Source organism: Thermophagus sp. OGC60D27, assembly GCF_052400625.1.
Lineage (GTDB): Bacteria > Bacteroidota > Bacteroidia > Bacteroidales > Marinilabiliaceae > Thermophagus.
Window position 1 is genome coordinate 1 of sequence record NZ_JBQTGH010000009.1, and the last position, 13,573, is coordinate 13,573.

The window sequence follows — 13,573 nt, forward strand, 5'->3', positions numbered from 1 at the left end:
AATGAATTTAAATCTAAGACGAAAGCGAAAACGAAGATTGCCGGCTCGCGAAAAAGAATCGTTAAGCCGGCCACAAGAGATAAATAATACCTGGTCAATGGATTTTATGAGCGACAGTTTGGTTTTTGGACGAAAATTTCGGGTATTGAATGTTATCGATGATTATAATCGAGAAGCCTTGGCCATAGAGGTTGATTTTTCAATGCCCGGAGAGCGCGTAAAACAAATATTAAATGAGGTTATATACAGTCGAGGGAAGCCTAAAAAAATACGAGTAGACAATGGTCCTGAATTTATATCAAAAGCCCTTAAACAGTGGGCGCAAAAGAATGAAATTGAATTGAAGTATATACAACCCGGCAGTCCTACGCAGAATGCCTATATAGAAAGATTTAATCGTTTGTTCAGAGAAGATATTTTGGATGCTTATCTGTTTAGTGATTTACATCAAGTCAGAGAATTAGCCTGGGAGTGGATGGATGATTACAATGAAGCTCATCCCCACAAGTCACTAGGTGGCATAAGTCCAATTGCATATTTAAAAAAGATGAAACGAGCATGACCAAGTAGGTTTCCCACAACAAAAATTATGTATAAAGATTAGGTCATGCGAGTTCCATTCGACCATAGTGTTGGTAATTTTTATTCGAATGAAAAACAACCAAACTCTAAATAGCAAAGGAAGTTCGCAACCTGAACCTGTCAAGGGTATATAAACGGCTTCGTGCCTCAGCCGCCCTTGACAGAACCACCTTGCTCACTGAATATGCATTTAGAATTTTGGTTTCAAAAAAAGAAAATGTCTATTTTAGAGCTGTCTTATAAAGGGTAAGTCTACAGTAATGGTAAACAACTGCATGGCTTCACCTTTTTCTCCAAGGATTCGAACCTCCACATCCGCCAAAGCTTCCCGAATAACAGAACCTTGTGTAGCTGCCACATAAAGACTGTGTTTTTCAGGGTCCCATACAGTATCATAAAACCGACCCTTAACCATGGGCCGCAGATAAACCAGACCGGTATTGACATTCCGACCTGAGGCGGCCAACTCAGCAGACTTCTTATTAAAACGAGTGATCGAAGACTTCAGAGTAGCTTCTGAGGTCTCTACCCCGTCTTCTTTAATGAGACGAATAATGTCGTCCACATTGTAACTCCCGTTGCTCACAGGGTAACCACGGAAGTCATCGGGATCCTCTGTCATGAAATTAGGTCCCAGCTGCACATTTAGAACATATTTCATAACATATGAGATTTAGTTATCGGGCTCTTCAACCTCCGCCACCACCACGTGCCGGTACAGCTGAAGCTTACCCGCCGTTAGCTTTAATATGGGTGGTCATTGGATTATTAAAAACCTGATCCTATTATCTGCCAATATAAAGAACGTTTCTCCTATAAAAGGACAATTATTACGTCAATTTTGCTTTTATAAATGATCCCCGAATCATTTCTTTCATTAAAACCTTATCATCGACTGATCATCTTTTCTATTTATCATCTTTAATCAATGTTTTAGCAATTCCGGTCTAATAATAAGGTTTTGTTAATCCATAAATTATTTATATCACTATTTGTATCACACCGCGACTATAGCAAATTAATCAATTACCTCTTTGAATTACAGCCATAGTCAACAACAAACTTTTTAAAAACACAATGTAAATTTAATTCATCTCTAAAATTTTGTCAATACTTTTTGAGTATTTTTTTTATTCTATTGATGATAACCATTTACATTTAAAAATATATGAAGCGTTATTCCTACAACTTAGAAAAGTAGAATTAAATTGGAGATTAAATTATATTGGAAATTTCTCTTCACTTGAATCAAATTGATCAGAAAGACATTTAGAAATAATTCCTGTCTGTTTCCATATAAAAAATTGTTACTAATCAATTGAGAAATATTAAAATATTTCCATGTAAGAATTGCATATCTTTAATGTTTTCAAAGAATTGCAACAAAAAGAGGATTGCCAAATAAATGACAATCCCCTTCCATATTCTAAACGGTAAAATTAATCAATACTCATCTTCAGAAAAACCAGTATAACGGGTTCCTGCAAGAATCACAATAGAATCAGGCTCGGAGTAATAGGAAAAGCTACCTGAATCCCATACATATTCATCGTTTTCATCATCATAAACACTATTGTAAACAATTTCTCCAGCAAATAATTTCATTTTTAAATAAATGCTATCTACCGCTGAACCAGATTTAGAAGAACCTGCACCTTCCAAAATTTTTCCTTCCATAATAAAACCTTTATTAAAGAAATTTGGAATTACTTTGGTATCACCTTCTCCTGAAGGATCTGCATTAGGCAAAGGAAACGAACTAACATTTTCCAAGGCATCTTCAAACGTTTGGTCGACAGAGCTAAATTCGGCAGCAGAACCAACAATAATGTTCATAATTTGAATCCCTTTAACATTAACTGTTGGCGCTCCATCTAAATCCTCAACAGCTGCAAAAACATTATTTGCATCGTAAATCCAAAGTTCGTTTGGAACATCAGCTGCAGAATTAAAGGTATGAAGTAAATGACTGCCATATTCTTTTACAACATGGCCATCTTCACCCGTCACTTTAAAGTACCATCTACCAGCATAGTCATACGTAGCACTATCCCAAATATCCAAGTCTTCCTGACAGGAAAAGAAGACACCGGTAAATAATATTGATATAATTAACAAATAGTTTTTCATAATTAAAACCTTTTAAGATTTACTCTAGTTTCAAAGCAACATTATAGGACCAACCATAACTCCCTTCAATTGTAACAATATACGACAGAGTGTTAGTTTCCGGATCAAAAGTTATATTTTCAGTTGTAATATCTGCTAAAAATCCATCACTATACCCCAATTCGGTTCTTAAGTTACCATTTTCGTCTATAATAAGGATACCAGGCCCCCTAAGATCAGGTCCATAACCGGCATATTGATCATAAAGACCAGCAATTAAATCACTTACGCTATAAATACCCGTCGTCAATTTCTGAATTTGAATACCAGTACCAAGAATTCTATTATCCCGATCTGTCCACAAACCAGTATAACTACCTGTTGGGATTTCAAACACATCGTAACCAGTATAATCAACAACACTTACAGTTCTGTTAATATAAAAGGATACGCCTTCCGTATTTTTAACTTCATAAGTCAATTTATAAGTACCTGGAACCTCAGGATTAACAGAACCTAAAACTTCATATTCTGCATCCTTTGTAGTATCACCCGTTGAAGTATAAATTTCTGCATAAATCCCGGGATCTACAAATTCAGCTCCCTTAATGACAACAATTGGATTAGCACCCTTTAATTCAAGATGGGGGGCTAATGTAGTCCAAGAAACATCCTCTGTTTCCTTATCTTCACAAGAAAACAGGATGGGGAATATTAAAAGTAAAAAATAATATATTTTCTTCATAACGATATTAGCTTTAATTATTTACCTTGTTTTTGATTCCACCAAACTTTCTCAAGTAAATCTGTTTTCTGATCAGGAGCATTAGAGTTCCTAGTCATAACAGAAGAAGGATAAATTGGAGAAGCTGGTAATTGACCATTGGTTTTGGCCCGGCCGTTAACGGAAACAGTTAGTTCTCCAACCGGAAAATTATCATTAGCAAAAACCCTATTTGCAGCAACATCAATATTACTTACAGAAGGATACTTGGTTCTATTTCTTTCTAGAAAAGCTTCAATATGTTGATATTTTGCAAACGCTACCCAACGTTGCATAGATATTTGTTTAATTTCCTCTTCAATAGTTCCATCAACCCACTCAGCATAACCACCAGCATCTATGATATCGGTTACATCAATACCATGTTGGGCTAAAGATTCTTCAACACCATCGTCATAAAATTCCTTAGCTTCTGCATGGCTTCCAGCTCTCGCATAAACTTCAGCAATATTAAAATTAACTTCCCATGAAGACATCAACACAAGTGGTGTTTCGCCATCAAAGTTGGCGGTACAGTAATCTTCTTCATCATCGTAGGTCCCATCCATATCTGAATCCTCCTTGGAATCAAAATCGCCAAAAAAAGCGCCTATAAACCCTGCTCCTTCATCAACAAAAAGGGCATCCAACCGAGGATCATTATTTATATTCAAATAATCAACAAAGGATTTACAACCAATAACATTGGTTGATAAATAGGATGCTCCTCCCTCTTCAAATTCCAACATAGGATGTCGTTTCCCTTCTTGATCATTAGTCCAAGTAGATCCAGAAATGGCAGCCGAAGAACTGGTCAAAAAGCCATTTGGATTAGCTTCGATAAAACTAATAACCGCAGAATTATTATACTCATCAGTTTCTGATAATCTGAGCATTAACTTCAGCTTTAAGGAATTGGCAAATTTCATCCAATTATCTAGATCCCCGGAAAAAACAAAATCAAAATCGGAATCCAAAGAAGCATCGGTAAGATCAACCTTTAATAAGTTATCAATTCTGGTTAATAAATCAGAATAAATATCTTCCTGAGGATCAAAAACAGGGGAATCAATTCCTTCATCCCCTCTTAGCGCTTCAGAATAAGGAATATCACCCCAAACATCTGTCAGTATCTGCCAGGTAAAAATCGAAAGCGCTTCAGCCACAAAATATTTCCCAACACTTTCTTCATCATCTGCAGAAAGATCTTTGATCCGCTCAAGATCATTCAATACCCCTGCGGTAAGTTCAGTGTAGGCTGTACCAAACTCAGTTTCACGATACTCACACAAAGATTTGAACTGGGAGGCAGTATAATTTTGGGTCCAATACTGCACCCAGTATGCACCACCAAAACCAAAATCCCATCCCATCAGCTGATTGCCAAGACCAACCTGAGCAGCAGGAAGTAACACCTTCGCATCCGGGATATCACTCAAGACGTTGGGGTCTTTATTAACATCAAGATAGTCATCGCAGCCCCACAATGATACAACAAAAAAGGCCAGTGCGATTTTAAATATGTTAGTCTTCATAGTATAATCGAATTAATATGTTACAAACTAAATGCAAGACCAAAGGTGTAATATTCATTGGTAGGAATAGCACCAAACTCACCAAATTTCGCAGAAATATCATTCCCAAATGTAGTCGTTTCAGGATCGATATAAGGATTTTCGGCCGGTGTCCATAGCAAAATATTACTTGCATTGAAAGAAATTCTCACGGTATTAAGTTTTAACCTATTGGTAATTGCTTTAGGAATCTCATAGGACAAACTCAAGTCACGAAGTTTCAAATAAGATCGATCAATGACAGCATAATCATCGCGTTGCATCCCCCCATTACTATAAAAAGTATGCAGCGCTGTTGGATTAACAGGAATATAATTCTCACTATACGTTCCATCGCCATTATCAATCACTGAATTGGGCACGATAAAAGGTCTCCGGTCATTTAACACACTTTCAGGAGAACTACCAGTCCAATGCAAATAATCTTTGGTGTAGGAGAAAATATAGCCACCATATCGTAAATCAAAGGTCGCTCCAAGTGTTATACCCTTAAATGAAAAGGTATTGGTAAACCCTAACCTAAAATCCTCATTGATATCTTTATCCAAATATACTTCATCAGCGGTGGCTTGAGGCATACCACTTCCGTCAACAATGGTTTTCTCTACGCCATCAATTACCACAGTTTTGGCCTTAGCAAATTTGAATTGACCCAAAGGTTGTCCTTCCACGGCATAAATACCACCTCCGCCAAAACCAGCGAGAAATACTTCGTCAACATCAAGGCTCTCAACCATATTATCATTGGTCGCATAATTCACAGACATATGCCATTGAAAATCTTTTCCTCTAATGGGGTATCCATCAATCGTGATTTCATAACCTTTATTCCTCACATCCCCAAGATTGGCTTGCTGTTGCGTGTAACCAGTCGAAGGATCCTTAGGAAGCGTCGCAATCAAACCGTCAGTAAAACGATTATAATAGGAGAAATCTACCCCAATCCTATTATTTAGGAATCTACCTTCAAAACCAACTTCAAATTCACTGGTAAGCTCTGGTTTCAATTCTGAATTTCCAAGCCTGTTAGAAACCATGTATGAATTGGTCCCAGCTAATGGAAAATCTAAATCATCAACTTCCGGATAACCAGGATTATCTGAAAAAGCGGAGACATACCGATCATACACATAATATGGATCAGTGTCACTACCTGTCATACCATAAGCTGCCCTAATTTTAGCAAAACTAATGAATGATGGCAGAGAGCCTCTTTCCTTAAGAAAATCAGATAATATAAAACTGGTAGTTACCCCAGGATAAAAATATGAATTATTGTCTATTGGTAACGTTGAAGACCAGTCATTTCTGGCAGTAAGGGTAAGAAATAAATAGTTCTTAAAACTAAAATCCGCATTTCCATACACCCCGACCAAACGTCGTTGTTCAGAGTACTGACTAGAAGTGGATGGTGATAAACTATTGTATAATCTGTAAACACCAGGAACATCAATAGAGGTAATACCACCTGACAACCAATTATATTTCCGTTCGTTAACGTTTAATCCGGCCACAAAATTTAATGAAAAATCAGAAGAAAAATCATGGTTAAAATTAGCCATAAAATCATGATTGAGCTGAGTCCGTGTTCTTCTAAATTCTGTATAGCTACCGGGATTGGCGGTACTTGAACCTGCATTGGGAGCATCTTCACTAAATTCAATAATGGCCGTATGGGACTCTGAAGTAGAAGTTTCATAATCACCACCGAAACGATAGGTCAGTTTAAGATTATCCAGCAAATCAAAGTCCAGTTGGAACTTACCAAAGATTTTATTTTTTCTCTGTTCAGCTCCATCCTCGTTTAACACATAGTATGGATTCACACCATAAGGTGTAAAATAGTTATCCAAGTTGTAAAAGGTACTTTCATAATCTTCCATATCGACTACAGAAATATCTTCCGGAATCTCATACAGAGATCGAAAAACGGAAGTTCCTTGCCCGGATGGGACAGTTGAAGTCTCTTCCGTACTGAAATTAACCGAAGTGCTAACCATTAATTTCCCTGCCTTATGAGAACCATTGGTGGCAATGGTATAACGATCATAAGAATCGGCGTCTGTAGGAAATACACCATCCACGGCATTTTGAGACAAAGAAAGGAAATAGTTGGTCGTAGCATTACCACCACTCAAAGAGAGAGAATTCTGTAAATTAGTACCGTAGTCGAAAAAATCTCTTACTCGATCTTCTAAAAACACATAAGGCTTGATCAATTGGGAATTATCAATAATATTTCCCCAAACACGATCTTTGCCGTCATATGCTGGTCCCCAGTTTCCGTTTTCGTCCAGAGCTCTGTCTCCGCTCCAACCTTGACCAAACTGATCTTGAACGTCCGACAAACGACCGACTCGTGAGATGGTATACCCCCCATCATAACTTACCATCATTTTGCCATCCGTATTTTTCCCGGATTTGGTCGTAATCATCACAACGCCGTTGGCCGCTCTAGAACCATAGAGTGCCGTAGCAGCAGCCCCTTTCAAAACAGTAAGTTCTTCAATATCATTAGGGTTAAGCGCATTAATACCAGAACCAAAATCAACTTGGGAATTCAAATTATCCCCGCTTCTGTTTTGCTCATTGGTAATAGGCACTCCATTTACAATAAATAATGGCTGATTGCTTCCAAAAGAAGAAGCCCCCCGAATAATTACGTTTTGTGTAGCACCAGGTCCCGGGGCAGTGGAAATATCAACTCCGGCGACTTTTCCCTGAAGTGCATTCATAGGATTTATGGCCTTAGATTTGGCAATTTCTTCACCATCGACTGAAGTAGTGGCATAACCCACAGCCTTTTTATCTCTAGAAATTCCCAAAGCAGTAACCACAATTTCATCCACCATCAGTGCATCACTTTCCAGCTGCACATCAATAGTTTCCTGTCCTGAATAGGCAATTTCTTGAGTTTGCATACCTACAAAAGAGAAGACGATGGTTTGCGCATCTTCAGGTACGCGTAATGAGTAGGTACCATCAGGTTGGGTAACGGTTCCTACAGTAGTTCCTTTAACGAACACAGAAACACCGGGTATCGGCATTCCGTCTTCACTTCCCGTAACAGTTCCTGTGACAGTTCCGGACTGAGCAAACAAATGCCCTAGTCCGATAACCATAAGGAACGAAAGCGCTAAAAGTACTTTCTTCATAGATTAAAGGTTTAAAATTAAAAAATAGAACAACAAATAATTATAACATCAAAATCACACCTAAATTAATAAATATTTTGCATTGTTATACAATATTAACAGTGTAATTTTCTTTTAAAATTCCCGATCAAAAGACTTACATGACATTTATCATGCAAATTAAAGCCTTTCTTTAAGGGCGAAGGGGGTTAAATCGAAATTCTGTTACAAAGATAATACTTTTTACTTTCAAAAAATAACCTCACTCATATTTTTTTGATTTTTATCAGTCATCCACCCTCATGACACTCCGGGAACACACCTCAAAAGTAATATATTTTTCCCAATACCCCCCATTAGAGATAGGGTCACTATATTTTTTTATATTTTTTTAAAAGTATATTCCCCAGATATACCTATTCTTGAGTAACAGCAACCATATTTTCAGAGATTACCCCCCTAAAAATAAAGCAGGAGGAATGTCATTCAATTGTGGCATGCCGGTAGCTAAAAGTTTATAATTTCCAGAGGGTAAGAAATAGGTTTGTCTAGTTCTACAATTTATTTCTATCTACATCGTCCTGTTTTTACTTATTTTAATTTATCACTCCTCAAGTATTTATATTTTAAAAGATGAACCTTACAGTTTTTCTCAACTGTTATATGAATTGTATTTATGCACATCAGATTTATTTCTATTATATTTCTCAAATTCAGCAATCATTTATTTATTCATCATAAATCCCCTCACAAAAAATTATGGAAAGAGACTGATATCTGGTGCATAGGTCAACAATTTATTCCCACATATATTAACATTCATCGAGTCTATTCCGACTTATTAGCGTGGCCTATAAAATCCCGTCTACTATCCCCATCAGTCTAAAACCAAATGAACTTCATCCTTCCAATATATTTTATTTTATATCTATTTCTTTTCGGGTTGGAATATCAGTTACAAACCAACCAAGTGCAAACTTTCACTTTCTGCCATATCGCTAAAAAACGCTTTGTATCGTTATATAATATCCCTTATATTTGCAGGTCATATTAATATATAGTGTAAAAACAGATCCAATGATAAAAATAACACTCCCCGATCAATCGGTGCGTGAATATCCGGAAGGTATCACAGGAGAAGGTATTGCCCGAGATATCAGTCCTCGGCTGGCAAAAGAGGTGCTGGCCATCACCGTGAATGATCAGTTGTACGATCTTCACCGACCGATCCAAGAAGATGCCACCATAAAACTTCATAAATGGGAAGATGATGAAGGGAAACATGCCTTTTGGCATTCCTCGGCCCACCTGATGGCCGAAGCACTGGAAGCCCTCTATCCAGGCATTAAATTTGGCATTGGTCCAGCCATTGAAAACGGATTTTATTATGATGTAGATACAGGCGACCGAACGATCAGCGACACCGATCTTCCTGAAATTGAGAAGAAGATGCAGGAGCTGGCCCGACAAAAGGAAGTTTATCAACGACGGGAAGTATCCAAAAAAGAAGCTCTTCAATATTTTGAAACAAAAGGAGATCCTTATAAAGTGGAGTTACTCTCCGAACTGGAGGATGGCACCATCACCTTTTACGAACAGGGCAATTTCACCGACCTGTGCCGTGGGCCCCACTTGCCTGACACTTCTCCCATCAAAGCCATCAAACTGCTAAGTATTGCGGGAGCCTATTGGCGTGGCGATGAGAAGCGCAAACAGCTGACCAGGATATACGGCATATCTTTCCCGAAACAAAAAATGCTGACAGAATACCTTCAAAAGTTGGAGGAAGCTCAAAAGAGAGATCACCGTAAGCTGGGCAAAGAGTTGGAACTGTTCGCCTTTTCGCAACGTGTAGGACAGGGATTACCATTGTGGCTTCCCAAGGGTGCCAAACTAAGAGAAAGACTGGAAAATTTCCTCAAGAAGGTTCAGCTACAATATGGATACGACCAGGTCATTACGCCCCATATTGGCCAAAAAGAACTTTACGAGACATCCGGTCATTACGCCAAATATGGTGCCGACTCGTTTCAGCCCATCAAAACACCGGCCGAAGGGGAAGAATTCTTACTGAAACCGATGAATTGTCCTCATCATTGTGAAATTTACCGAATAAAGCCTCACTCCTACCGAGATCTTCCGGTACGTCTGGCCGAATTTGGCACCGTTTACCGCTACGAGCAAAGCGGCGAATTACATGGCTTAACCCGAGTGAGGGGATTCACTCAGGATGATGCTCACATTTTTTGCCGTCCGGATCAATTAAAAGAGGAATTCAAAAAGGTTATCGATATTATCTTTTACATTTTTAAGGCCTTAAAATTTGATGATTATACAGCCCAAATTTCATTACGTGATCCGGGAAACAAAGAAAAATATATCGGTAGCGATGAAAACTGGGAAAAAGCTGAACAAGCCATCATCGAGGCATGTGAAGAAAAAGGACTTCAGACCGTAGTAGAAACCGGCGAAGCCGCATTCTATGGACCAAAACTAGACTTCATGGTACGTGATGCGATTGGTCGTAAATGGCAGTTGGGAACCATTCAGGTGGATTACAATCTTCCCGAGCGGTTTAATCTGGAATACATTGGCAAGGATAACCAACCACATCGCCCCATCATGATCCACCGGGCTCCTTTTGGAAGTATGGAACGTTTTGTGGCGGTATTAATAGAACATACAGCAGGGAAATTCCCGCTTTGGCTAACTCCCGAGCAGGTAGTCATATTACCTATTAGTGAAAAATTCAACGAATACGCGAAAAATGTTTTAAATTTGCTGAATAATTCCGATATTCGCGCTGTAATTGACGACCGTAACGAGAAGATAGGTAAAAAGATACGCGACAATGAATTAAAACGGATCCCTTACCTGTTGATCGTAGGCGAAAAAGAAGCCGCAGATCATTTGGTCGCAGTACGTCGTCAAGGCGAAGGGGACAAAGGGGTAATGAGTATTGATCAGTTCATAGAATTTATCCATGAAGAAGAACGAAAAAGTCTCCCCTGACACTTTAAAGAGCAATAAGAAAGATAGACTTTAAAGCATGAAGTGTTAGCAGACACCAAGCTCTGCAAAACCAAGTTTAATGAAATAAATCAAATGTTTAACTAAATTAAAGGAGGGTAAAGATATAGGAAGACCAAGAACACATACCGGACGTCACCAAAAAGATGAACTAAGGTACAGGATAAACCATCAAATAAGAGTGCCACAGGTACGTTTGGTTGGAGAAAACGTTAACGAACCGGGGATCTATCCGACAAATGAAGCGTTGAAACTGGCAGATCAACAAGAGTTGGATCTGGTAGAAATTTCTCCCAACGCCGACCCGCCGGTTTGCCGGATTATCGATTATCAAAAGTTTCTCTATCAACAAAAGAAAAGGCAAAAAGAGCAAAAGCAAAAGCTAGCTCAAGTTTCGGTAAAAGAGGTTAGGTTCGGACCAAATACCGATGATCATGATTACAATTTTAAATTGAAACATGCGGAAAAATTCCTGAAAGAAGGGGACAAGGTGAAAGCATATGTCTTTTTTAAAGGACGCAGCATCCTGTTTAAGGAAAAAGGCGAAATATTATTGCTGCGCTTGGCTCAGGACCTTGAAGAAGTTGGGAAGGTAGAACAACTCCCTCGTCTGGAAGGAAAACGAATGACCATGTTTCTTTCACCCAAAAAGAAAAAGTAATTTGTCATTTTTTATTACCAAATATATAGTAAGATGCCAAAAATGAAGACCAATTCCAGTGCCAAGAAGCGTTTTGTGTTGACCGGTACAGGAAAAATCAAGCGTAAACACGCTTTCAAAAGTCATATTTTGACGAAAAAATCTAAAAAAAGAAAACGGAATCTCACCTACTTTGGAGAAGTACATGAGGCCGATCGCAACAATGTAAAGTTGTTACTCGGAATGAAGTAATTTCCCGATTTTCTTTAAAGATTAAAAAAAAATTATTTTAACAAACCTGAATGACTTAGCAGTAAAGATCCTCAAAAAGGACGCTAACCATTCGAAAAAACAGTAGAATCATGCCAAGATCAGTAAATGCTGTTGCTTCAAGAGCAAGAAGAAAAAAGGTGATGAAACTCACCAAAGGTTATTTTGGCCGTCGCAAAAACGTATGGACCGTTGCCAAAAATGCCTGGGAAAAAGCAATGCTTTATTCCTATCGCGACCGTAAAGCTAAAAAGAGAAACTTCAGATCTCTCTGGATTCAGCGTATTAATGCTGCTGCACGTCTCGAAGGCATCTCCTATAGTCGCCTGATGGGACTTATGAAACAGCAAAACATAGATATCAATCGCAAAGTTCTGGCCGACCTGGCAGTGAATCACCCGGAGGCTTTCAAAGCAGTCGTAAAAAAAGCAATGAGTAAGAACTAAGCATTTCAGATAATTTTTTCAAAAAAGCCGTATCAATTCATTTTGATACGGCTTTTTATTTATGCGACCATCCTATCTTGGTCTCAATTCTATAAAAAAATAAATTACACCTCCTACCCCCCAAAGGTTATTGCCGCAGCAACTTATCCGTCAGACAGTGAGCGTCGCCCAAATATTGAGGTAAAAGATCCGGGTGACTCGCCCTTACCGGACAAATGTCAATTCCTCCCCGCCTAGTATAAATACATGCCACCATCAATTGATCAGGCGAAAAACGATCCCATAATCTTTTAAAAATCATTTCACAAATCTCTTCATGAAAATGATTTTCATTTCGAATAGAAACCAAATATTTCAATAATCCAGTTTTATCCGGCATCTCCGCACCTTTAAAAAATATAAATGCGCTGCCCCAATCAGGCTGAAATGTCACCTTACAATTGCTCCGCAAAAGATTAGTAGCCACTTTAAGTCCAGTGTTGGATAATTCCGAATCGGTAATAAGCAGCCCCGGATCTTCTGTGAATTGAGAATATACGGCCCTTTCCATTCCGTCTAGATCTTCAAGAAACACATATTCCGCAAAATCAAATTGATGACACGGCTGATTAGTAAAGAAATGCAAGTTGATGGAAGTCTTCAACACTTCTTCAAGGTCTCGATGAATAATATCCAATACCATCTTCACCCCTTCTCTGGGCGAAGCGCCAAACCGCTCCATATTGAGCGAATTAAGGTACAATTTCAGGGATTTACTCTCTACCAAAAAAGGACTGTCGGCAGAATATACTACTTTAAGAAGACCGGTTACAGGAAGCCCATTTTGGGTGAGAAAGCTTAATTCGTAGGCATGCCAGACGTCAACCCCCACAAATGGTAAACTTTCGTCTCTAAGCCCGTATTGTTGACGATTAAGATGACGTGGGACGGGCACCAAAACCTCCGGTGCATATTGCTTCGGGTATTTCGTTGGCTTACCAAGAAATTTTCCTTCATCCATAATTCAATGCTTTTATATGCGTCTG

The 13,573-nt window shown here is 38.5% G+C and carries 11 protein-coding genes; 5 read left to right on the top strand and 6 right to left on the bottom strand.

Annotated elements, in window-relative coordinates; all coding sequences use genetic code 11:
- The coding region (locus tag ACT29H_RS11825) for an IS3 family transposase (protein WP_444821840.1) at positions 1-562 on the top strand (562 nt) is incomplete at its 5' end.
- Between the two features lie 246 nt (positions 563-808).
- Here ACT29H_RS11825 and ACT29H_RS11830 read toward each other — a convergent pair.
- The 5 genes from ACT29H_RS11830 to ACT29H_RS11850 form a co-directional block, all read right to left on the bottom strand.
- Positions 809-1,243, bottom strand: coding sequence for a DNA-binding domain-containing protein (locus ACT29H_RS11830; protein ID WP_444821841.1), 435 nt, complete (start codon positions 1,241-1,243; stop codon positions 809-811).
- 782 nt (positions 1,244-2,025) lie between these two features.
- A complete protein-coding gene (locus ACT29H_RS11835; protein WP_444821842.1) occupies positions 2,026-2,712 on the bottom strand; it encodes a lipid-binding protein in 687 nt (228 codons plus the stop codon).
- Between the two features lie 19 nt (positions 2,713-2,731).
- Positions 2,732-3,436: a BT_2262 family domain-containing protein gene (locus ACT29H_RS11840; RefSeq protein ID WP_444821843.1), complete on the bottom strand. Its 705-nt coding sequence runs from the start codon at positions 3,434-3,436 to the stop codon at positions 2,732-2,734.
- Between the two features lie 17 nt (positions 3,437-3,453).
- Positions 3,454-4,827, bottom strand: a complete 1,374-nt coding sequence (locus ACT29H_RS11845) for a SusD/RagB family nutrient-binding outer membrane lipoprotein (protein WP_444821844.1) — start codon at positions 4,825-4,827, stop codon at positions 3,454-3,456.
- 182 nt (positions 4,828-5,009) lie between these two features.
- A complete protein-coding gene (locus ACT29H_RS11850; protein ID WP_444821845.1) occupies positions 5,010-8,183 on the bottom strand; it encodes a SusC/RagA family TonB-linked outer membrane protein in 3,174 nt (1,057 codons plus the stop codon).
- A 1,056-nt stretch (positions 8,184-9,239) separates the two neighbouring features.
- Here ACT29H_RS11850 and thrS point away from each other — a divergent pair.
- From thrS to rplT, 4 genes are all read left to right on the top strand, one after another.
- Positions 9,240-11,174 carry a threonine--tRNA ligase gene (gene thrS / locus ACT29H_RS11855; RefSeq protein ID WP_444821846.1) on the top strand — a complete coding sequence of 645 codons (1,935 nt, stop codon included), beginning with the start codon at positions 9,240-9,242 and terminating at the stop codon, positions 11,172-11,174.
- Between the two features lie 181 nt (positions 11,175-11,355).
- The gene (gene infC / locus ACT29H_RS11860; RefSeq protein ID WP_444822023.1) at positions 11,356-11,853 is read left to right on the top strand and encodes a translation initiation factor IF-3; all 498 of its coding nucleotides are present in this window, start codon (positions 11,356-11,358) and stop codon (positions 11,851-11,853) included.
- A gap of 33 nt (positions 11,854-11,886) precedes the next feature.
- A complete protein-coding gene (rpmI, locus tag ACT29H_RS11865; RefSeq protein ID WP_444821847.1) occupies positions 11,887-12,084 on the top strand; it encodes a 50S ribosomal protein L35 in 198 nt (65 codons plus the stop codon).
- Positions 12,085-12,194: 110 nt separating this feature from the next.
- Positions 12,195-12,548 carry a 50S ribosomal protein L20 gene (rplT, locus tag ACT29H_RS11870; RefSeq protein WP_444821848.1) on the top strand — a complete coding sequence of 118 codons (354 nt, stop codon included), beginning with the start codon at positions 12,195-12,197 and terminating at the stop codon, positions 12,546-12,548.
- Positions 12,549-12,675: 127 nt separating this feature from the next.
- On the opposite strand, the gene ACT29H_RS11875 is transcribed toward rplT, so the two are convergent.
- On the bottom strand, positions 12,676-13,548 hold the full coding sequence (locus tag ACT29H_RS11875) for an NADPH-dependent 7-cyano-7-deazaguanine reductase QueF (RefSeq protein ID WP_444821849.1): 873 nt from the start codon (positions 13,546-13,548) through the stop codon (positions 12,676-12,678).
- Positions 13,549-13,573: the final 25 nt, after the last annotated feature.

Bases quoted from the DNA above. Each gene is read 5' to 3' on its own strand.
- rpmI (WP_444821847.1), top strand. From the start codon at position 11,887: ATGCCAAAAATGAAGACCAATTCCAGTGCCAAGAAGCGTTTTGTGTTG.
- ACT29H_RS11845 (WP_444821844.1), bottom strand. From the start codon at position 4,827: ATGGGATGGGATTTTGGTTTTGGTGGTGCATACTGGGTGCAGTATTGG.
- rplT (WP_444821848.1), top strand. From the start codon at position 12,195: ATGCCAAGATCAGTAAATGCTGTTGCTTCAAGAGCAAGAAGAAAAAAG.
- ACT29H_RS11850 (WP_444821845.1), bottom strand. From the start codon at position 8,183: ATGAAGAAAGTACTTTTAGCGCTTTCGTTCCTTATGGTTATCGGACTA.
- ACT29H_RS11840 (WP_444821843.1), bottom strand. From the start codon at position 3,436: ATGAAGAAAATATATTATTTTTTACTTTTAATATTCCCCATCCTGTTT.
- ACT29H_RS11830 (WP_444821841.1), bottom strand. From the start codon at position 1,243: ATGAAATATGTTCTAAATGTGCAGCTGGGACCTAATTTCATGACAGAG.
- ACT29H_RS11835 (WP_444821842.1), bottom strand. From the start codon at position 2,712: ATGAAAAACTATTTGTTAATTATATCAATATTATTTACCGGTGTCTTC.
- thrS (WP_444821846.1), top strand. From the start codon at position 9,240: ATGATAAAAATAACACTCCCCGATCAATCGGTGCGTGAATATCCGGAA.
- ACT29H_RS11875 (WP_444821849.1), bottom strand. From the start codon at position 13,548: ATGGATGAAGGAAAATTTCTTGGTAAGCCAACGAAATACCCGAAGCAA.